This window comes from Pseudomonas sp. LS44 (genome assembly GCF_024730785.1).
Lineage (GTDB): Bacteria > Pseudomonadota > Gammaproteobacteria > Pseudomonadales > Pseudomonadaceae > Aquipseudomonas.
In genome coordinates this window covers 2663660-2685496 of sequence record NZ_CP102830.1, presented here as the reverse complement: position 1 = coordinate 2685496, position 21837 = coordinate 2663660, and the positions used below count along the sequence as shown (strand labels likewise).

The 21837-nt window shown below is 62.5% G+C and carries 15 protein-coding genes and 1 pseudogene; 9 read left to right on the top strand and 7 right to left on the bottom strand.

What is annotated here, in order from left to right:
* Positions 1-99: 99 nt before the first annotated feature.
* From NVV93_RS11880 to NVV93_RS20090, 3 genes are all read left to right on the top strand, one after another.
* The gene (locus NVV93_RS11880; RefSeq protein WP_258250851.1) at positions 100-1458 is read left to right on the top strand and encodes an 8-oxoguanine deaminase; all 1359 of its coding nucleotides are present in this window, start codon (positions 100-102) and stop codon (positions 1456-1458) included.
* A gap of 180 nt (positions 1459-1638) precedes the next feature.
* On the top strand, positions 1639-2466 hold the full coding sequence (locus NVV93_RS11875; protein WP_258250850.1) for an ABC transporter substrate-binding protein: 828 nt from the start codon (positions 1639-1641) through the stop codon (positions 2464-2466).
* A gap of 790 nt (positions 2467-3256) precedes the next feature.
* Entirely contained in the window at positions 3257-9364 is a 6108-nt protein-coding gene (locus NVV93_RS20090) for a peroxidase family protein (protein ID WP_309137374.1), read from the top strand.
* 163 nt (positions 9365-9527) lie between these two features.
* Here the strand turns inward: NVV93_RS20090 and NVV93_RS11855 are convergent.
* Positions 9528-10664 (bottom strand): annotated as a pseudogene (locus NVV93_RS11855) (thiolase family protein).
* Positions 10665-10680: 16 nt separating this feature from the next.
* A complete protein-coding gene (locus tag NVV93_RS11850) occupies positions 10681-11220 on the bottom strand; it encodes a PaaI family thioesterase (RefSeq protein ID WP_258250849.1) in 540 nt (179 codons plus the stop codon).
* 543 nt (positions 11221-11763) lie between these two features.
* On the opposite strand from NVV93_RS11850, the gene tusA reads away from it, so the two are divergent.
* Positions 11764-12018: a sulfurtransferase TusA gene (tusA, locus tag NVV93_RS11845; RefSeq protein WP_258250848.1), complete on the top strand. Its 255-nt coding sequence runs from the start codon at positions 11764-11766 to the stop codon at positions 12016-12018.
* 27 nt (positions 12019-12045) lie between these two features.
* Here tusA and NVV93_RS11840 read toward each other — a convergent pair whose 3' ends face one another.
* On the bottom strand, positions 12046-13431 hold the full coding sequence (locus NVV93_RS11840) for an MATE family efflux transporter (protein WP_309137373.1): 1386 nt from the start codon (positions 13429-13431) through the stop codon (positions 12046-12048).
* Between the two features lie 281 nt (positions 13432-13712).
* Between NVV93_RS11840 and pdxB the strand changes: the two genes are divergently transcribed.
* Positions 13713-14843 (top strand): 4-phosphoerythronate dehydrogenase PdxB, encoded by a 1131-nt coding sequence (gene pdxB / locus NVV93_RS11835; RefSeq protein WP_258250847.1) that lies wholly within the window; start codon positions 13713-13715, stop codon positions 14841-14843.
* 100 nt (positions 14844-14943) lie between these two features.
* Here the strand turns inward: pdxB and NVV93_RS11830 are convergent, their stop codons facing one another.
* Positions 14944-15120 carry a PA1571 family protein gene (locus NVV93_RS11830; RefSeq protein ID WP_258250846.1) on the bottom strand — a complete coding sequence of 59 codons (177 nt, stop codon included), beginning with the start codon at positions 15118-15120 and terminating at the stop codon, positions 14944-14946.
* A gap of 189 nt (positions 15121-15309) precedes the next feature.
* Between NVV93_RS11830 and NVV93_RS11825 the strand changes: the two genes are divergently transcribed.
* The 3 genes from NVV93_RS11825 to NVV93_RS11815 all read left to right on the top strand — a co-directional run bounded on the left by NVV93_RS11825 (position 15310) and on the right by NVV93_RS11815 (position 18690).
* Positions 15310-16425: an ATP-NAD kinase family protein gene (locus tag NVV93_RS11825; RefSeq protein WP_258250845.1), complete on the top strand. Its 1116-nt coding sequence runs from the start codon at positions 15310-15312 to the stop codon at positions 16423-16425.
* Positions 16426-16510: 85 nt separating this feature from the next.
* On the top strand, positions 16511-16918 hold the full coding sequence (locus tag NVV93_RS11820) for a GFA family protein (protein ID WP_258250844.1): 408 nt from the start codon (positions 16511-16513) through the stop codon (positions 16916-16918).
* Between the two features lie 8 nt (positions 16919-16926).
* Positions 16927-18690, top strand: a complete 1764-nt coding sequence (locus NVV93_RS11815) for an ABC transporter transmembrane domain-containing protein (RefSeq protein ID WP_375162883.1) — start codon at positions 16927-16929, stop codon at positions 18688-18690.
* A gap of 70 nt (positions 18691-18760) precedes the next feature.
* Here NVV93_RS11815 and rhtA read toward each other — a convergent pair whose 3' ends face one another.
* From rhtA to NVV93_RS11800, 3 genes are all read right to left on the bottom strand, one after another.
* A complete protein-coding gene (rhtA, locus tag NVV93_RS11810) occupies positions 18761-19639 on the bottom strand; it encodes a threonine/homoserine exporter RhtA (RefSeq protein WP_258250843.1) in 879 nt (292 codons plus the stop codon).
* A gap of 90 nt (positions 19640-19729) precedes the next feature.
* Positions 19730-20011 carry a pyrimidine/purine nucleoside phosphorylase gene (locus NVV93_RS11805; RefSeq protein ID WP_258250842.1) on the bottom strand — a complete coding sequence of 94 codons (282 nt, stop codon included), beginning with the start codon at positions 20009-20011 and terminating at the stop codon, positions 19730-19732.
* 73 nt (positions 20012-20084) lie between these two features.
* Positions 20085-20627 (bottom strand): exonuclease domain-containing protein, encoded by a 543-nt coding sequence (locus NVV93_RS11800; RefSeq protein WP_258250841.1) that lies wholly within the window; start codon positions 20625-20627, stop codon positions 20085-20087.
* 98 nt (positions 20628-20725) lie between these two features.
* On the opposite strand from NVV93_RS11800, the gene NVV93_RS11795 reads away from it, so the two are divergent.
* Positions 20726-21598, top strand: a complete 873-nt coding sequence (locus NVV93_RS11795) for an NAD(P)-dependent oxidoreductase (RefSeq protein ID WP_258250840.1) — start codon at positions 20726-20728, stop codon at positions 21596-21598.
* The last annotated feature ends 239 nt before the right edge of the window (positions 21599-21837 follow it).

The following is a 21837-nucleotide window of genomic DNA, read 5'->3' as shown; positions in this document are numbered from 1 at the left end:
ATTGCAGCGGCCCTCTCCCTGGCCCTCTCCCATGAATGGGAGAGGGGACTTTCCGAACCAACCCTTTCGATAGCCCGCCAAGGGCCAAGGAGCCTACGTATGCCCAAGACAATGCTGGTGAAAAATGCCGACCTGCTGGTGACCATGGACGGCGGTCGCCGCGAGATCAAACAGGGCGGCCTGTATATCGAGGACAACCTGATCAAGCAGGTCGGCCCCAGTGCCGAGCTGCCGCAGACGGCCGATGAGATAATCGATCTTAAAGGCCATATCGTCATTCCCGGGCTGGTCAACACCCACCACCACATGTACCAGAGCCTGACCCGCGTGGTGCCGGCGGCGCAGGACGGCGAGCTGTTCAACTGGCTGACCAACCTGTACCCGATCTGGGCGCGGCTGACCCCGGAGATGATTTCGGTGTCGACCCAGACAGCCATGGCCGAGCTAATCCTCTCCGGCTGCACCACCTCCAGCGACCACCTGTACATCTATCCCAACGGCTGCAAGCTGGACGACAGCATCCATGCTGCCAATGAGATCGGCATGCGTTTTCACGCTGCACGCGGCAGCATGAGTGTCGGGCGCAGCCAGGGCGGCCTGCCGCCAGATTCGGTGGTGGAGAAGGAGGCCGACATCCTCAAGGAGTCGCAGCGCCTGATCGAGGACTATCACGATGCCAGCCACGGCTCGATGCTGCGCGTAGTCGTCGCGCCATGCTCGCCGTTCTCGGTGAGCCGCGACCTGATGCGCGAGGCGGCGGTGCTGGCGCGCCAGTACGGCGTGTCGCTGCACACCCACCTGGCCGAGAACGTCAACGACATCGCCTACAGCCGCGAGAAGTTCGGCATGACCCCGGCCGAGTACGCCGAGGATCTCGGCTGGGTCGGCCATGACGTGTGGCACGCCCACTGCGTGCAACTTGACCAGCACGGTATCGACCTGTTCGCCCGCACCGGCACCGGCGTCGCCCACTGCCCGTGCTCGAACATGCGTCTGGCCTCGGGCATCGCGCCGATCCGCAAGATGCGTGACGCCGGCGTGCCGGTTGGCCTTGGTGTCGACGGCTCGGCGTCCAACGATGGCGCAACCATGATCGGCGAGGTGCGCCAGGCCTTGCTGCTACAACGCGTCGGCTTCGGTCCGGATGCGATGACCGCCCGCGAGGCGCTGGAGATCGCCACCCTCGGCGGTGCCAAGGTGCTCAACCGCAACGACATCGGCGCTCTGGCGCCGGGCATGGCGGCTGACTTCGTGGCCTTCAACCTCAATCAGATCGGCTTTGCCGGCGCCTTGCACGATCCGCTCGCGGCACTGGTGTTCTGCGCCCCGGCGCAGGTCTCGCACAGTGTGATCAACGGCCGCGTAGTGGTGCGCGATGGCCATCTCGCCACAGTCGATCTGCCGCGGGTGCTGGAGCGGCATAACCGCCTGGCCCACCAGTTGGTCAGCGGCGAGTGAGGTAGATGGTTAAGCAGCGATACCCATGGGTAGTCGATGGGTATCGCTGCGCTCAAACTGGGTGGCCCGACCACTTCAAAAAAACTGTCCGAGTAGTCAGAAACTGGCGCGAATCTTGATGGTGTTCGTTGTCACGTCGCCCAGTGTTACCGCGCGACATTCACCACTATGGAGAGTCCCGTGAAGTCCTTGTTTCGTTACTGTCTGTTTGCCGGTCTGTTGCCTGTCGCCGCCCATGCTGAAACCTACGTGGTTGGCGTTGAGCAGGCCGACTTTGAGCCTTATTTCAGCGTTGATGCGCAAGGCAACTACCAGGGTTTTACCCGCGATTTGCTTGATCGTTTCGCTCGCGATGCAGGTATCACCTTGACGTACAAGGCGGTGGCACCAGCGGAATTGCTGGATGACTTACTAAAAGGCCGAGTCGATTTGAAGTTCCCTGACAGTCCCTATTGGGCCAAGGAACGCAAAGCCGAGAAAAAACTGACCTATAGCAGTGCAGTGGTTGAATTCATCGATGGCGTGATGGTCGCGCCGACTCATCAGGGCAAGAGCATTCAGTTGCTCAAGCGCCTGGCTGTGGTCCAGGGATGGACGCCCGAGCAGTACCGCGACTCTATCGCTTCCGGACATGTCACTCGCGTGGATAGCGCCAACCTGCGCGAGATGATTCGTAGCACTCTGAAGAAGCAGGCCGACGGTGCCTATTACAACATCGAAGTGGCGATCCATTACCTCAACTATCGCAGCAGTTCGCCCAATGCGCTGGTGTTCGACTCCAGACTGCCTTACAGCCGCGGCAGTTATCACTTGTCGACTATCAAGCAGCCGCAACTGGTCGAGCGTTTCAATCGCTTTCTCAACGAGCACAGTGGCGAGGTAGCAGCGCTCAAGACTCAGTATCGTGTCGAGGAAAACATCAACTCAGAATTCCTTGGCGTGGAGCAATGGAAGGTCGATTTCATCAAGCGCCAGCGTGCCAAGGAACAACCGCAAAGCAGCAACTGACTGGCATACGAAAACAGGGGCGCCCGCGGGCGCCTTTTTTCATGCCTCTGCATGGCGCTCTGCTATGAGCAAGAAAAATGAGCAAGGTATCGCTCTGATTACCGGCGTTTCGTAGGCATGAGCTGATCACCATTCCATCGCTGCTCGCGATTGGGACGCCTGGTCGCCGCGCATAGCAAACCTGGTCCCCATGTTTTATTGCTGGGCGCATTGTCCCTGGCGAGTGGCGGCGAGAACATTTTTGTCGTTTGGTCGGATTAAAAGATGAATACACATTTAGAAACATCTGGGTGAATAGGCTTACAGCCGCATGCTAGAGGGTCAGACTTTGGTCTGATGTTTCGTGCAAATCATTAAATATCAATAGGTTGTGATTTGAGTTAGGGGAGGCTAAGTGAGGCGACGTTTCCTTGACTATGGGTTGGGCGAGGACTTAATTGAGAGCGTTACCGCGGACCAGGCTTGAACCGGAAACGGTTTGTTCCCTGGGTCGCCAGCAGGGAGAAAGCTCATGGAACGCCTCATCACTGCTCCCTTCCATGGGAGCTTGTCACCGGTCCAACTCCACGGACCACCAACAGCCTGACAGCAGTCCAGGTCGTGCGATCTGCTGCTGATTGATAGGGCTGTTTTTTCCGCTACCGGCACTGACAACGCTCCGGCTCGATTCTGGCGCGCGGTGGCTGTATTGCCCGAACAAACCTGATTAACGACAACGTTTCAGCCACGTCGTTGCAGCGTATTCGGCTGCATGTGGTTTTCTCATCGAGCTGTAGCGAGGAAAGCAATAATGGCTACCTTAACTGTCAACCAAGCAGACCTGCAGTACATCCTCAAGCAAATCGAAATTGCCGAAGCGCACTCGGCATTTATGGCCGCCAACCCCAACGCCACGCTGGCCGAACAATCCGAATTCCTGCGCACCATGGTCGAGAGCCCGCTGCTGCCGGAAGGTTTGCGTACGGTCAACGGCTCGCTCAACAGCTTGGTGCCGGGACAGGAGCTATACGGTTCGGCCGATCAGCTGATGCGCCGTCTGCTCGATCCTGCGTTCAACACCGCCGAAGGCTTCGACCCGGATGGGACGGGTCCGTTGCCGGCGGGTCCGCTCAGCAGCTATTTGCAGGCTATTGGTTTCGTCTTCGACTCGCAGCCACGCACCATCAGCAACCTGATCGTCGATCAGTCGCTGAACAACCCGGTGGCGATCATTGCCGCGCTCGAGGCGCTGGGTGTGGCCAATGCCTACACGACCGGGACGGCAATCGCCAACCAGTACGCGGCGCTCAAACCCCTGCTGGCGGCGGCCACGACAGCCAACCAGGCCGAGGCGGCCAGCGCTGCTCAGCTGGCCGCTGCCCAGGCCGCAGCCGTCACGGCCGCGGCCAATGCCGCCGCGGCGCAGGTCGCGGCGACTCAGGCTGCCGCAGATGCCGCTGCCGCCCAAGTCGCTGCCAATGACGCGAGTGCCGCTCTGGCGGCGGCCGATGCCAACCTGACGAACAGTCCGGGAGATCCGGCGGCGCAGGCCCAGTACGACGCAGCCCTCGCGACGTCCCAGAGCGCCAATGCCAATGCCGCCACGCTCGCCCAAACCGCCGAGGATGCCAGCGCGGCCACTGCCACTGCCGACGCGGCATCCCAGGCTACCAGTCAGCAACTGGCCACGGCCTCGACCGCTCACGCTGCGTTGGTCGCCCAGAGCGATGCCGCCGACGCCGCGGCTGCCGGCCCGCAGACCCAGCTCGACACCCTGCTCACCAACGCCGGGCTGACGGTAGAAAACGACACCGTGGTGAACCCCAACGTTTCGGCGGATGAAGGGCTGACCGCGCCGTTCAACTCCTGGATGACCCTGTTCGGCCAGTTCTTCGATCACGGCCTGGATCTGGTCAACAAGGGCGGCAGCGGCACCGTGCTCATCCCGCTGCTGCCGGACGACCCGCTCTACGTGCCCGGCAGCCCGACCAACTTCATGGTGCTGACCCGTGCCACCAACCAGGTCGGCGCAGACGGCGTGTTGGGCACCGCCGACGACGTCCACGAGCACATCAACCAGACCACGCCGTACATCGACCAGAATCAGACCTATACCTCCAACGCCTCGCATCAGGCGTTCCTGCGCGAATACATGCTGGTCGACGGTAAACCCATGGCCACCGGGCACATGCTCGATGGCCAGAACGGCGGCCTGGCGACCTGGGCCGACATCAAGGCGCAGGCCCGCGAAATGCTGGGCATCGACCTCGCCGACTGGGACGTGACCAACGTGCCAATGCTGCTGATGGACCCCTATGGCGAGTTCATCCGTGGCGACAATGGCTTCCCGCAGCTCTACGTGCGGGTCACCCCGACCGCGGAGAATCTGCTGGGCATCGCCATCGTCGAAGGCGATCCGGCGGCGCCGATCAGCACCCAGCTGGCCATCCGCACCGGCCACGCCTTCCTCGACGATATCGCCCACACCGCCAAACCGGTGCTCAATGCCAACGGTCAGCTGGCTGCCGATGGTGATGACATCGCTGGCAACCCGGTGCCGGCCGACGCGCGCGGCAACAACACCCAGTACGACAACGAACTGCTCGACGCCCACTACATCACCGGCGACGGGCGCGGCAACGAGAACATCGGTCTGACCGCCGTGCACCATGTGTTCCACGCCGAGCACAACCGCCTGGTCGACGCCAACAAGCAAACCATCCTCGACTCCGGCGATCTGGCCTTCCTTAACGAATGGCTGCTGGTCGATGTTGCTGAAATACCGACGGGTGACGCCGCCATCGCCGCGCTGGCATGGGACGGCGAACGGCTGTTCCAGGCCGCGCGCTACGTCAACGAGATGCAGTACCAGCACATGGTGTTCGAAGAGTTCGCGCGCACCGTGCAGCCGAATATCGATGCCTTCGTGTTCTCCAACACCGCGGATATCGATCCGGCGATCTTTGCCGAGTTCGCCCACGTGGTGTATCGCTTCGGCCACTCGATGTTGCGCGAAACGATAGACCGCATCGGCATGAATCCGGATGGCAGCATCGGCGCGAACGACCAGATCGGTTTGATCGAGGGTTTCCTCAACCCGCTGGCGTTTGCTTCCAGCGGACTGACTGCCGAGGAAGCGGCGGGGGCAATCATTCGCGGTATGACTCGCCAGGTCGGCAACGAAATCGACGAGTTTATCACCGAGGCCCTGCGCAACAACCTGGTCGGCCTGCCGCTCGATCTGGCGGCGATCAACATCGCTCGGGCTCGGGATACCGGGGTGCCGTCATTGAATGCGGCGCGCGAACAGTTCTTTGAACTGACCGGCGACAGCCAGCTCAAGCCGTATGTGAGCTGGGTCGATTTCGCAATGCACATCAAGACCCCGGCTTCGGTGATCAACTTCATCGCCGCCTACGGCAAGCACCAGAGCATCCTTGATGCCGACACCCTGGAAGAGAAACGCGCCGCAGCCACCCTGCTGGTGATCGGTGGCACGGGCGCACCGGCTGACCGTGAGGCCTTCCTCAACAGCACCGGTGCCTGGAACGCGGCCAACAGCGGGCTGAACAGCATCGACTTCTGGATCGGCGGCCTGGCCGAGCAGAAGATGCCGTTCGGCGGCATGCTCGGCTCGACCTTCAACTTCGTCTTCGAATTGCAGATCGAGAATCTGCAGAACGGCGACCGTTTGTACTACCTGAGCCGGCTGCAGGGCACCAACCTGCTCAACGAACTGGAAGCCAACTCGTTCTCCAACCTGGTGATGCGCAATACCGACCTCGGCGATCCGACTTCCTCGCACCTGCCGGGGCTGCTGTTCGCCAATGTCGATCATATTCTCGAGATCGAAACCCAGCGGCAGATCGGTGCCGACCCGACCTGGGACGATCCGATCCGCCAGGCGCTGAGTTCCAAGGTAGTGCGCCAGGATCTGGATGGCGACGGCGATATCGACCTGCTGCAGTTCCGCGGTGGCGAACACACCGTACTCGGCGGCTCGGCGGAGAACGACACCCTGATTGGTGGCGACGGCGACGACACGCTGTGGGGGGATGGCGGCGACGACACCCTGGAAGGTGGTTTTGGCGTCGACATCATCCACGGCGGCGAGGGCGACGACATCATTACCGATGCCGGTACCGATATCGGCGCCACGGCGCTGATTCACGGCGATGGCGGCAACGATGTGATCCATGCTGGTAACGGCCTGACCTTGATCTTCGCCGGCGACGGTAGCGACTTCGTCATCGCCGGGCCGGATGGCAAGGAAGTGTTCGGCGGCCGCGGCGACGACTTCATTCGTGGCGGCGGCGGTGTCGACTTCCTGCTCGGCAATGAGGGCGATGACTGGATGGAGGGCGGCGAGGGCTTCGATACCCTGGCCGGCGACAACTCCGAGTTGTTCTTCAACAGCCCGATCGTTGGTCATGACGTGCTAGACGGTAACGGCAACGACACCGACTACGACGGCGAGACCGGCGACGACATCATGGTCCAGGGCCTGGGTATCCAGCGCAACGAGGGCATGTTCGGCTTCGACTGGGCGATCCACAAGAACGACCCGCTCGGCGCCTACAGTGACCTCAATACGCCAATCTTCACCACGGTGGAGGCGGATATCCTGCGCGACCGCTTCGATCAGGTCGAAGGCCTGTCCGGCTGGAAGCACGACGACGTGCTGCTCGGCGACAACCGCAGCAACGATCCGGAACTGGAGCCCGAGCTGCTGACCCTGCTCAACCACGAGCTGACCCAGGCCGGCGTCGACCGCATCAGCGGGCTGCAGGCCATGGTCGGCGGCGAGGCACTGGCCGATCCTGATGCGCTGGTCTACAACGCCGGCAACATCATTCTCGGCGGTGGCGGCAGCGACACCATCATGGGCCGCGGCGGTGACGACATCATCGACGGCGACTCCTGGCTCAACGTGCGTATCAGCGTGCGCGACCCCAACGATCCGAGTGTCGAGCTGTTCTCGGTGGAGAACATGACCGAGCTGCAGGCGCGCATGCTCAATCGGGAGATCAACCCGAGTCAGTTGAAGATCGTCCGCGAGATTCTCGACGGCGGCCAGGAAGGTGACATCGACACCGCGGTGTACTGGGATCTGCGCGAAAACTACGACATTTTCCGCAACGCTGACGGCAGCTGGACGGTGCAGCATGTGACGGTCGACCCGACCAATGCGGTGGGCGAGGGCGCGGTGTTCTCCGATGGTACGGACCGGTTGCTGAATATCGAGCAGTTGCAGTTTGCCGATCAGCTCATGTGGCTGACCAATCAGGCCCCGGTGGGCAGCCTGGATATCGACGATCTGCAGCCGACCGAGGGTCAGCAACTAACCGTGGCGCTGAACTTCTTCGATCCTAACGGCACGTCCACTTCGGCCTTTACATTCACCTTCCAGTGGCAGGTGCTGGTGGCAGGATTGTGGACCGATATCGCTGGCGCCACGGCCGAGCAGTTCACCCCCGCCCAGGCGCAGGTTGGCCTGCAACTACGTGCGCTGGTCAGCTACATCGACGATGGCGGCTACGCGGAGACCCTGATCTCGGCACCCACCACAGTGGTGGGCGATTTCTACCAAGGTACTGCGGCGGCTAACGGCCCGGCGCTGACTGCCGGTGACGACATCGCCTTCGGTAATGGCGGCAATGACGTGCTCAACGGTCTGGCTGGTGACGACCTGCTCGACGGCGGCATCGGCAACGACACGCTGCTCGGTGGCGCCGGTGTCGATACCCTGCTCGGCGGTGCGGGTAACGACACCCTCAATGGCGGTACCGGAGCCGACACCATGACTGGTGGCGCCGGTAACGACAGCTATGTGGTGGACGATATCGGCGATCTGGTCAACGAGGCGGTAGGCGAAGGGACCGACACGGTGCAGACCATCCTGGACCTCTACGCCTTGACGGCTAACGTCGAGAATCTGACGTATGTCGGCAGCGGTAATTTCACCGGCATCGGCAATGCCCTAGCCAACACCCTCACCGGTGGCGCCGGCAACGATGTGCTCGACGGTGGCTTGGGTAATGACCGCCTGGTCGGCGGCGCCGGCGATGACAGCTACTACATCGACGTCGCCACCGACGTGTTGGTCGAAGCGGCCGGTGCTGGCACCGACACCGTGTATTCGACCAGCGCTAGCTACACCCTGGCCGCTAACCTGGAGAACTTCGTGCAGCTCGGCGGCGCGACCTTCGCCGTCGGCAATACGTTGGCCAACAACATGCTTGGCGGGGCGGGTGACGACACCCTCAACGGCGGCACCGGCAACGACAGCCTCAATGGTCAGGCCGGCAACGACACGCTGCTCGGCGGCGGCGGTGACGACGCGCTGCTCGGTGGTTTGGGTGACGATACCCTCAATGGCGATGCCGGCAACGACAACCTGGATGGCGGCGAGGGCCATGACAGCCTGAACGGCGGCACGGGCAACGATACCCTGCTCGGTAGTGCCGGCGATGACGCCCTGGATGGCGGCACCGGCGATGACCTGCTGGTGGGCGGGGCCGGCAACGACGAGCTCGCCGGCGGAGCCAACAATGACGTGCTCGACGGCGGCGACGGTGACGACATGCTCGATGGTGGCGCCGGCAACGATACCGTCACCGGCGGTGCCGGCAACGACATCATGGTGGCCGACAGCGGCAACGACATCTTCCACTTCAGTGCCGGTTTCGGTCAGGACATGATCACCGGCTTCGATGCCGTCGCCGGCGGTGGTCAGGACCTGCTCAATGTCGCCAGCTATGGCTTCACCGCCGCGACCTTCGCCGCCGCGATCTCCGCCGGCAACGTGAGCATTGCCGCCGATGTGGTCGATACGCTGATCACCATCGGCGGAGACAGCATCCGCCTGGTGGGGGTGAACGCCGCCGATGTGACTGTCGCGGACTTCCAGTTGGCTTGAGGTAGCAGCGCAGCGAGGGCTGCGACTGCTCCACAAAAAACGGCATGTGCTGAATGGGCGCATGCCGTTTTTTATTGGGAAGAACCTCGACCCGCAGGATGGGTGGGGGCGCCTAGCCGGAGCGCAGCGATACCCAAAGCCTGCTGCTGGGCACGATCCCCTGTTACCCCTCGACCGCCTCCAGCAAGGTGGCGACACCCTGACCGCCGGCGATGCATTGCGTGGCGATGGCATAGCGTCCGCCGGTGCGCCGCAGCAGGCTCGCCGCCTTGCCGGTGATCCGTGCGCCGGTAGCGCCGAGTGGGTGACCGAGGGCCAGGGCGCCGCCGTCCAGATTGACCTTGGCCATATCCAGGCCCAGCTCGCGAACGCAGGCGAGCGATTGACTGGCGAAGGCTTCGTTGATTTCCACCAAGTCGATATCGGCGATGCCCAGGCCCGCGCGTTGCAGTACCTTGCGGGTCGCATGCAGCGGGCCCATGCCCATGATTTCCGGTGCGCAACCGGCGACGGCGACGGCCTTGATACGCGCGAAAATCTCGAGGTTGTGGCTACGGGCGAAGTCCTCGCTGCACACCAGCACGGCGGCGCTACCGTCGGTCAACGGTGATGAGGTGGCCGCGGTGACGCTGCCACCGAAGGCCGGTTGCAACTGCGCCAGCGCGTCGGCATTGGTGCCGGGGCGGATGCAGCCGTCGACGCTGATCAGTCCATCAGACGTTTCGATCGGCAGGATTTCGTCACTGAACAAGCCGCGCTCCCGCGCGCTGGCGGCCTTAGCATGGGATTCCACGGACATGGCTTCCTGATCGCTGCGGCTGATCGCGTAACGCGTGGCGACTTCTTCGGCGGTATGACCCATCGACATATATACCTGCGGAAAACTCGCCATCAGCGTCGGATTCGGGGAGATATTGAAACCGCCCATGGGCACGCGAGTCATCGACTCGACCCCGGCGCAGATGAACGCGTCGCCGGCGCCGAGGAGGATTTACCCTGCGGCGAAATGCACGGCGGTCATCGACGAGCCGCAGAAGCGGTTCACCGTGGTGCCGCCGAGAGTCTGCGGAAATCCGGCACGGAAGCTGGCGATGCGCGCGATGTTCATGCCTTGTTCGGCCTCTGGATAGGCACAGCCCATGATCACGTCTTCAATGCTGGCGGGGTCCAGGTCGAGGTTTGCCACCAGGCCCTTGAGTACCAGCGCGGCCAGGTCGTCCGGGCGGATATTGATCAACGAGCCCTTCTTTGCGAAGTGGAAGGGCGAACGGCTGAAGCCGGCGATAACGATGGAACGCATGATTTTGCTCCTGAGGTCACTTCGACAGGTTGAGGATCAAGCAGGTGGTGGAACCCACGGCGTAGAGACGGTCATCGACGTCGTAGATGCGCCCCTCGGCCAGGGCAGTCGAGCGGCCGATATGCACGATGCGGCCCTCGGCGCGAACCGGCCCGGTGCTGGCGGTGAGGCCACGGACATAGCTGATGCGCAGGTCGGTGGTGGTGTAACCCTGACCCGCTTGCAGCTGGGTATGAATCGCACAGCCCATGCACGAATCGAGCAGCGTCGCGGCATAGCCACCGTGCACGCTGCCCATCGGGTTGTAGTGCCGCGCATCGGGCGTGCCCTGGAAGACGAAGCGGCCGGACGCCCATTCCAACGGGATGAAGTCGATCAGATCACCGAACGGCGGGCAGGGCAGTTCGCCGTTGCCAATGCGATCGAAAAACTCTTGCGGCGATAGCTCGCTGACCTGGGGCAACGACAGCGTGCCTGGGGCGGCAAGGCGCGCGCGCATCGCCTGTTCGGCGGCCAGCCAGCTGGCCAGCTTGTCTTCGCGGGTTGAGGTGGACATGACAGGTTTCCTCGTTGGTTGGTCGAGCAGAAGCGTTTTTGTATTTAGGATTACAGTCATCATCCATTATTTACATGACGAGTGAAATATAATTTTCTATGCGCTGTGCCGAGGCCGAGACATGAGCCCGCATGGGTAAATCAAGCCAATAAAAAGGCTTTGTATCGGATAAGTGTTGCGCCGCGCTTTTGTAGGGTGGGTTAGCCGCATAGCGGCGTAACCTACCAGCGACGCGCCCTGGACATATGCATCCAGCCTGCTCGGTGGGTTACGCCTACGCTCGAATCATCGTCTCAGGCATCACCTACCGGGCTTGCACGCCTCAACACGCTATTGGGACATAGCCAATAACAAAGGCGCCCAATAGGCGCCGTGTGTCTGGCGATTTAAGCTGTCCAATCAGTCAGATTTGGTGCATGGACGAAAGGTACGTTTGAGTCAGGAATGGCGGCCTGATGAATGGTTGATACTGCTCCGACCGAGCTAACGTGACCTGAGGGTCAAGTTTGCGCGACAATGGCCGCCTGTTTTCGGAGCCTGCCCATGTCCCAACCCGATGCCTTGACGGCCGATGCCATCCTCGATGCGAGCGGTCTTAACTGTCCCGAACCGGTGATGATGCTGCACAACAAAGTGCGTGATTTGGTCGCCGGCGGTGTGCTCAAGGTGATCGCCACCGATCCCTCGACACGTCGCGATATCCCCAAGTTCTGCATGTTTCTCGGCCACGAGCTGCTCGATCAGCAAGAACAGGCCGGCACCTATCTGTACTGGATTCGCAAGAAAACCGAAGGCTGAGGATTTCGGCCCGCTACGACGCCTGACTTAGGGCGTCGCAGCCAAGCGGATATGCCGCTTCGCGCTGCGGGCCAGGCGGATGAACAGCATCAACGCCGCGACCGTTAGCCCGGCGATCAATCCCTGCCACAAGCCGCTCGGCCCCCGTGGCGCGCCCAGCCAGTCGCTCAGGCCAAGGGCGTAACCCACCGGCAGACCAATGCCCCAGTAGGCAAACAGGGTCAGCAGCATGGTCATGCGGGTGTCCTGATAGCCGCGCAAGGCGCCGGCGGCGCTGACTTGAATGGCATCGGAGAACTGAAATAGTGCGGCATACACCAGCAGTGTCGCGGCCACAGCGATCACCGTCGGGTCGGGGGTATAGATGCGCGCGATCGGTTCGCGCATCAGCAGCATCAGGCTGGCGGACAAGCAGGCATAGGACAGGGCGGTGACGATCCCTACCCCGGCACAAAAACGCGCCTCGCGTGGTTCGCGGCGTCCCAGCGCCTGGCCGACGCGCACGGTGATGGCCATGCTCAGCGAGTAGGGAATCATGAAGGTCAGCGAGCTGAAGTTCAGCGCGACCTGGTGACCGGCGACCACCGTGGTGCCGAGCCCGCCGATCAACAGGGCGATCACCGCGAAAATGCTCGACTCGGCAAACACTGCAATACCGATCGGCAGACCAATACCGATAAGGCGCTGGATCGGTTCCCATTTCGGCCATTCGAAGTGGCTGAACAGTTGACTGGACTGGTACGCCGGCGCCCAGCGCACCCAGGCCAACATGCCGAGGAACATGAACCACATCACCGTGCCACTGGCCCAACCGCAGCCAACCCCACCGAGTGCCGGGAAACCAAGATGGCCGTAGATCAGTACATAGTTGAGCGGGATGTTCAGCAGCAGGCCGCCGACGGCCAGCAGCATGCTCGGTCGGGTACGCCCCAAGCCATCGCTGAAACAGCGCAGTACGTGATACAGCGCTACCGCCGGAAAGCCCATGGCGATGCCGTACAGATAGCCCATGCTTGGCGCGATCAGTTCGGCCTCCACACCCATCAAGCGCAGCACCGGCTCGGCGCCCCAGGCGAGCAAGGCCGCTCCGGCCAGTCCGACTGCCAATGCCAGCCATATGGCCTGGCGTACCAGGGCGCCGATTTCTTCGCGCTGGCCGGCGCCGAAACGCTGGGCGACCTTGGCGGTAGTAGCCAGCAGAATGCCGGTCATGAGCAGGAACACCGGCACCCAGATCGAGTTGCCCAGCGCGACGGCGGCCAGGTCGCGCGGGCTCACACGCCCAGCCATCACTGCATCGACAAAGCCCATGGCGGCAAGTGCCAGCTGGGCAATCATGATCGGGGTGGCAAGGCTCAATAGCGCATGCAGCTCGCCGCGAATACGGGCGAAGCGGGAAAGGGGAAGAGACACGGGTCCATCCAGATTCGAGTGGCACTGTGACGGCAGTGCGTTCCGGGCACTCGTGCCGCCGAGCGGCAGGACTTGCAGGGGTGGCCGCTAGTCTAGACCTGACAGGGCAGTCAGGAAAGACGCGGCGGTCGAGCGCTTGAACGATGGGGTGGTGTGGGACGGGGCGCGAATGCGTTTGCCGTAACGCGTAGCCTGGATGAAATCCAGGGAAGGTTAAAGACAGCGGAGCTGGGCTGGGTGTCCGTCAGCCCCTAGAATGGCGGTCTGCTCAGGAGATAGCGATGCGAATTCTTGCCGATGAAAATATTCCCCTGGTAGAGGCCTTTTTCGGTGGCTTCGGCGACATTCGCGGGCTACCTGGGCGCTCCATCGATCGGGCCGCGCTGGCCGATGCGCAAGTGCTGCTGGTGCGCTCGGTCACCCAGGTCGATCGCGCTCTGCTGGAAGGTAGCGCGGTGCGTTTCGTCGGCACCTGCACGATCGGCACCGATCATCTGGATCTCAATTATTTCCAGCAAGCCGGCATCGGTTGGGCCAGCGCGCCCGGCTGCAATGCCCGTGGCGTGGTGGATTACGTGCTCGGCAGCCTGCTGGCATTGGCCGATGTACACGGCGCTGATCTGAGCCAGCGTTGCTACGGCGTGATCGGCGCCGGCCAAGTGGGCGGCCGCTTGGTCGAGGTGCTGCGCGGTCTGGGCTGGCGCGTGCTGGTCTGCGATCCACCGCGGCAGGCGCTTGAGGGTGGCGAGTTCGTCAGCCTCGATACGCTGCTGGCCGAGTGCGACACCATCAGCCTGCACACACCGCTGGACGCCAGCACCCGCCATCTGTTCGACGCCCAGCGCTTGGCGCGCCTGAAGCCCAAATCCTGGCTGATCAACGCCAGCCGTGGCGCGGTGGTGGACAACGCAGCCCTGCGCGAACTGCTGGAACGGCGTGCCGACCTTGAGGTGGTGCTGGATGTCTGGGAGGGCGAACCGCAGGTAGATATTGAATTGGCCCCGCTGTGCCGGCTGGCGACGCCGCATATCGCCGGTTATAGCCTGGAAGGTAAGTTGCGCGGCACGGCGCAGATCTACCAGGCCTATTGCGCCTACGCCGGTCTGGATGCGCCGATTCAGTTGGATGAACTGATGCCGGCGGCCTGGCTCTCCGAGCTGACCTTGCACGCCGATACACCGCCCGCTTGGGCGCTGGCGAGCTTGTGCCGCGCGGTGTATGACCCACGTCGTGACGATGCGGATTTTCGCCGCAGTTTGGCCGGTGACGTCGGTACGCGGCGCAGCGCGTTCGATGCTTTACGCAAACACTATCCGCCACGCCGGGAAATCGACGGCCTGCGGGTAACGCTGGATGGTGATGCACCGCAATTGGCGCAACTGGTGCGTGCGCTAGGAGCGACGTTGATCTGAGGTTCGAGCGATTGCTGGCCCGGCGCGCATGCATGGTTTTTGTGCATGCGCGCCTGCCGAGGTCTATCGAGGGGCAAGCGGTGTGCTGTGTGGCTGACGATCAGTCGTGCTTGGGTGCGGGCACCCAGCCCTTGTCCAGCTCCTGGCAGGCGCGCTGAATCATCTGTTCGGTGATCGGAATTTCCCGTCCCTGCGCATCGATGATCGAGCCACCAACCACCTGCTGTGGCGGAGGGGGTGTCACGCGCGGCTGCGGGGGAATGTTGTGCAAGCTCATGGCGGTCTCCTTTGTCAGCGGTTTGCGCAGTTTAAAAAAGCCAGATGAATGCGCGATGACAGTGAAAATAGCGGGAGCGTCAGCGAAATGTGGCGGACCCGCTCTGAAATCTAGCAGGCTCTGTGCCACGGGATAAGCGTTTCGTCCGAGCGGTTTGTTGCGTTGCCGCAGAACATTAATGAGGTGGGCATGTCGCGTTTTCACTTGGGCTTGATCATCAATCCACTGGCCGGACTCGGCGGGCCAGCGGCCCTCAAAGGCAGTGACGGGGTCGCCGCAGAGGCGCTGGCGCTCGGTGCCGAGCCACGGGCCGCGCAGCGCACGCGGATTGCCCTCGAACATCTGCGGCCGCTGGTTGAACGCATCGAATTTCTCACTCTGCCCGGCGCGATGGGTGGCGACTTGCTCAGCGAAATGGGCTTTGCGCACCGTCTGCTTGGCGAACCGACAAGCGCAATCAGCAGCGCCGAAGACACCCGCCGCGCCGTGCAGCAGCTCCAGGAGGCGGGGGTGGCGCTGATTCTCTTCGCCGGCGGCGACGGCACTGCGCGGGACGTTTGCGCGGCGGTGCGCGAAGGCCAGCCGGTGCTGGGTATTCCCGCCGGGGTGAAGATTCATTCCGGGGTCTATGCGATCAGCCCGCGGGCTGCCGGCGAGCTGACCAAGCGTTTGGTCGAAGGCGGCCTGGTGCGTTTGGCTAGCGGCGAGGTGCGCGATCTCGACGAGGCGGCGCTGCGCGAGGGGCGCGTCGCCGCACGCTGGTACGGCGAGCTGACCGTGCCGGAGGAGGGCGGCTTCGTCCAGCAGGTCAAACAAGCCGGCGTCGAATCGGAAGAACTGGTGCTCGCCGAATTGGCGGCCTGGCTGGAGGACAGCTGGGAAACCAATGTGCGCTATGTGCTCGGCCCAGGCTCGACCTTGCACGGCGTGGCCCGCAACCTGGGCTTGGAGACCACCTTGCTGGGCGTCGATGTGCTCGAAAACGGTCGCCTGATCGCCACCGATGTTACCGAAGCGCAGCTGTTCACCTTGGTCGACGCTTACCCAGCCCGTCTGCTAGTCACCGCCATCGGCGGCCAGGGCCACATCATCGGTCGCGGTAACCAGCAGATCAGCCCGCGGGTGCTGCGTGCCATCGGCTTCGACCATCTGCGCGTCGTCGCCAGCAAACGCAAGCTGCGCACTCTCGAAGGCCGCCCGTTGCTGGTCGACAGCGGCGACCCCACGCTGGACGCCGCTTTCCCCGATGCGCTACGAGTGTGGGCCGGATATAAGGAAGAGTTGCTGTATCCGGTTGGGCACTGAGTTTTTCGCCAGTTGCGGCTACCGTGGTCTGGCGATGCTAGCGGTGTATGCGTTGATGGTGTTCAAACCCTATTAGGAGCGAGCCATGAATCTCGGCAGCTGTTTATGCGGCGCAGTGCGTTATCGGGTTGAAGGCGAGTTGGCGCCGATTCAGGTCTGTCATTGCAGCCAGTGCCGCAAGGCCCAAGGCGCGCCATTCGCGACCAACATTCCGGTGTCCGAGGCGGATTTCCATCTGTTGCAGGGTGCCGAGTCGCTCACGGCATTTGAGTCTTCACCCGGTAAACAACGAGTGTTCTGCAGCCGTTGCGGGTCGCCAGTGTTTAGTCGTAATGCCAAGACCCCAGGGGTTGTGCGCCTCCGCGCCGGCAGCCTGGATGGAGAGTTGGAAACGCGGCCGGCGGTGCATTTTCATGTGGCCTCCAAGGCCAATTGGTGGGCATTGAATGATGGCCTGCCGCAATTTCCCGCGGACTATCCGCCCAAAGCCTGAGGCTGCCCATGTCTTTGCTGTCTTCCCGTCAACGCAATGCGCTGCGCATGGCCCGGCGTTTTGTCGCGCCTTATCGCTGGCAGATTGTCGGTGCGCTGCTGGCGTTGTTGTTCACTGCGGCGATTACCCTGTCCATCGGTCAGGGCATCAAGCTGCTGGTCGACAAGGGCCTGGCCACTCAATCGCCGGCCATGCTCAATCAGTCGATTGGCCTATTCATGCTGCTGGTGGTGGCGCTGGCGGTCGGTACCTTCAGCCGTTTCTATCTGGTTTCCTGGCTCGGCGAGCGCTTCGTTGCGGATATCCGCAAGCGGGTGTTCGATCATCTGATCGAGTTGCATCCGGGCTTCTACGAAAGCAATCGCGCCTCGGAAATCCAGTCGCGGTTGACCGCCGACACCACGTTGCTGCAGACGGTGATTGGCTCGTCGCTATCGATGGCGCTGCGTAACGCACTGATGCTGGTCGGCGGGGTGATTCTGCTGTTCATCACCAACGCCAAGTTGTCGGCCATCGTTATCGCCGCGTTACCGTTGGTGATCGCGCCGATTGTGATTTTCGGCCGGCGCGTGCGCAGCCTGTCGCGGCAAAGCCAAGACCGCATCGCCGATGTTGGCAGTTATGTCGGCGAGGCGCTTGGGCAGATCAAGACGGTACAGGCCTACAACCATCAGGATCAGGACAAACAACGCTTCGCCGGCACAGTGGAAAGTGCCTTCGAGACGGCGCGCAAGCGCATCGGCCAACGAGCCTGGCTGATTACCGTGGTGATCGTCCTGGTACTCGGCGCGGTCGCAGTGATGCTCTGGGTCGGTGGCATGGATGTGATCGCCGGGCGCATTTCCGGCGGCGAACTGGCGGCATTCGTGTTCTACAGCCTGATCGTCGGCATGGCCTTTGGTACCTTGAGCGAGGTGATCGGCGAGCTGCAACGGGCCGCCGGTGCTGCCGAGCGGATCGCCGAGCTGTTGCAGGCGCGCAATGAAATCACTCCACCGGCTGGCGAAGTGGCGCGCTTACCGGCGCAAGTCAGCGGTGCCCTGGTGCTCGAACACCTGCGCTTCGCCTATCCGAGTCGTCCGGAGCGCAATGCCATCGACGATTTGACCCTGAGCGTGGCGCCAGGCGAGACCTTGGCGCTGGTCGGGCCATCCGGCGCGGGCAAGTCGACGTTGTTCGATCTGCTGCTGCGTTTCTTCGATCCGCAGGGCGGACGGGTTTTGGTCGATGGCTTGCCGTTAACCAGCCTCGATCCCCGCGATCTGCGCCGCTGCTTCGCCTTGGTATCGCAACATCCGGCCCTGTTCTTCGGCAGCGTCGAGGACAACATCCGCTATGGCCGGGTCGACGCCAGCCAAGCGGAAGTCGAGGCCGCAGCGCGAGCGGCGTATGCCCACGAGTTCATTCTGCAGATGCCGGAGGGTTATCAAACCCATCTTGGCGATGGCGGCCTGGGCTTGTCCGGCGGGCAGCGTCAGCGTTTGGCGATTGCTCGCGCGCTGCTGGTTGATGCGCCGATCCTATTGTTGGACGAGGCCACCAGCGCGCTGGATGCGCAGAGCGAGTATCTGATTCAGCAAGCCTTGCCGCAATTAATGGCCGGGCGTACCACGCTGGTGATCGCCCATCGGTTGGCTACCGTGCAGAGCGCCGATCGCATTGCGGTAGTCGAGCACGGTCGGTTGGTGGCGATCGGCACCCATCCGGAGTTGGTGGCGAGCAACGCGCTGTATCGGCGTTTGGCCGAGCTGCAGTTCAGCACCATGGAGTAGTCCGGAGTCGGGTCGGGCGGGTGAAACCCGCGTCTAGCAATTGTGGGTTACCCACGCCCTCCGGCTCAAATCAGATATCTCGCGGCACTTTGACCTTGGCTTGGACCGTTGCCGCCGCGCCGGTGGAGGCGATGATGATGGCGGCGATCGCCAGCCACTGCTCCGGGCTCAGTTGCTCATGCAGGAACAGCAGCCCGGAGAGTGCGGCAATGGCCGGCTCGATGCTCATTAAGGTGCTGAACGTGCGGGCCGGCAGACGGGTCAGGGCGACCATCTCCAGGCTGTAGGGCAGGGCCGAGGACAACACCGCCACGCCAAGGGCGATGGGCAGCAGTGACCAGCTGAATAGCGCGTCGCCGGTATGTACCAAGCCAATCGGGAACACCACCGCAGCCGCCACGATGGTGCCCAGCGCCACGGTCTGTCCTCCATGTTCGGCGCCGGCTTTCTGGCCAAAGATGATGTACAGCGCCCAGCACAGGCCGGCACCGAGCGCATAGGCCATGCCTAGCGGATCGATGGGTGTCTGGGTCTGGGTGATAGGTAGCAGCAGCCAAATTCCAAACGCGGCTATGCCGATCCACAACAGATCCAGCCAGCGCCGCGACGACAGCAGGGCCAGCGTCAACGGCCCGGTGAACTCGAGCGCCACGGCAATCCCCAGCGGCACGGTTTGCAGCGACATATAGAAGAGCAGGTTCATGCCGCCCAGGGAGACACCGTAAGCCAGCAGCGAACGGCAGGAGCTCGCCGTCAGGTGGGCGCGCCAGGGGCGCATTATCACCGTGAGGATGATCGCTGCCAGCGACAGACGCAGCGCGGTGGTGCCCTCGGCGCCGACCAGCGGGAACAAGCTCTTGGCCAGCGCCGCTCCGCCTTGAATCGAGGCCATGGCCACGATCAGCACACCGATGGGCAGAAGTATGGAAGAGCTATTGGGGCGTGACATGGCGGTGTCCAGGAAAGCAGTGAGGTTACGGTAGACGCGGCGCATAAAAAAACCGGCCATCAAGGCCGGTTTTTTGGGGGCCTTGGAAACTTAGCGGTATTCGCAAAGATAGGCGGTGTCGATGGCCACTTTCAGCTGGAACTTGCTATTGGCGGGTACGGTGAAATTGCTGCCCGCTTCGAAGGTCGCCCAGTTGTCGCTGCCCGGCAGTTTGACGGTCAGGGCGCCGGCGATTACATGCATCACTTCCAGCTGGCTGGTGCCGAACTCGTATTCGCCAGCAGCCATGACGCCGACGGTAGCCGGGCCAGCGGCCATGTCGAACGCGATGGATTTGACGGTGCCGTCGAAGTACTCATTAACCTTGAACATGCGGGAAATCCTCGGAAAGGGGCGGAAAAAAGGCCGGCCAGTATGCCCAAGACGTTTGAGGCCGTCATGCGCTTTATGCGGGTAACACCAGGGGTAAAAGCCGAGCGGTATTGCGCGCATCTTCGAGGGCGCGGTGCTGCTGCCCATTGAAGTTGAAACCGGCCAGTTGCAAGGCCGCATTCAGGCCCACTGGGCGAGGCAGTTGACGTATTTCGGCGAAGCGTTGCTTGAGATTCAGATGGGGTACCTGGCGCAAGGCGCTGGACAACGCATGGCGCTGCCATTCCTGCTCCAACTGATGGCGGTCGTAATCGCCCCAACTGGTCCAGCCACTGAGGCGCTCGTGGTGTGGCCCGAGCCAACGTTCGAACAGTGGCCAGACGTTGGAGAGTGGTGCGGCACTGTCGACGCTGGTTTGGCTGATATGCGTGAGCGCACGACAAAACTGGGTTAGGCACGGCCGGCGTTGCGGACGGACATAGCGCTGGAAATGATCCAGCTCACGACCGTCGGCATTCACCAGGCTGGCGCCGATCTCGATAATTTCCATTTCTTCGACCGGCCAGCCGCCTTCCTCGGTGGTCGCCTCCAAGTCGATCACAAGCCACAGTCCCATAGCTCCTCCTTGTTGTTTGGCCAGTATGGAAGGGCTTTCCGAGCTCGGCAAACCACATGCTAGGCTGTCGTCAAAGCGACGAAGAAGGAGTTACGGCGATGGCGAAAGTAGCGTTTATCGGGCTCGGCACCATGGGCTTCCATATGGCTGGCCACCTGGCGTGCGAGGGTCATGAGGTGTGCGTCCACAACCGTTCGCCAGAGAAAATGGCGCTTTGGGGCGACGAGTTTGGTGGCGAATCGGCCAGCACGCCGCGGGAAGCGGTGCAGGGCGCGGAGTTCGTGATGATCTGCGTCGGCAATGACGACGATCTGCGCAGCGTGGTGTTTGGTGAGGACGGGGTTCTGGCCGGCATGGCCGCCGGCAGTGTGCTGATCGATCACACTACCGCTTCCGCCAGCATCGCCCGGCTGATGGCGCGGCTGGCTGCCGAGCGCGATGTGGCTTTCATCGACGCGCCGGTGTCTGGCGGGCAAGCGGGCGCCGAAAACGGCATGTTGACCGTGATGGTCGGCGGCGAGCAGCTGCACTTTGATCGTGCCGCGCCGGTGATCGAAAGCTATGCCAAGCAAGTGACGCTGATGGGGCCGGTTGGTAGTGGCCAACTGACCAAGATGGTCAATCAGATCTGCGTGGGCGGCTTGTTGCAGGGGCTGGCTGAGGCGCTGCATTTCGCCCAGGCCGCGGGGTTGGATGGGCAGGCGGCGATGGCGGTGATCAAGCACGGGGCGGCGCAATCCTGGCAACTGGATCATCGCCACGCGACGATGCTGGAAGGCAAATTCGACTTCGGTTTCGCCGTCGACTGGATGCGCAAGGACTTCGCCATCGTGCTCGACGAGGCCCGGCGCAATGGTGCCCAGCTACCGGTGACTGCGCTGGTTGATCAGTTCTATGCGGACGTCCAAGCCATGGGCGGCGGTCGCTGGGATACCTCCAGCCTGATCGCCCGACTCAAATCGCCCCAGTAATCGACAGGCCTGGCGCGACCGGTGACCGGCGTGCGAGGCTCAATCCGCAACCTGCAAGCGCAAGTTGGCCCAGTAAGTAGTCGAGCCGCAATGGCTACGGCATGAACAGCATGCCCGCACCAGGCAAATGTCATGGACACATTGGATAAGAGTGAGGAGGGCGGCGGTTTGCATCCAGACTGGCATAAATAAGTTCCAGAACAGCAGGAAGGTGCCAGCTTAGGCGAATGTCGAGGCTC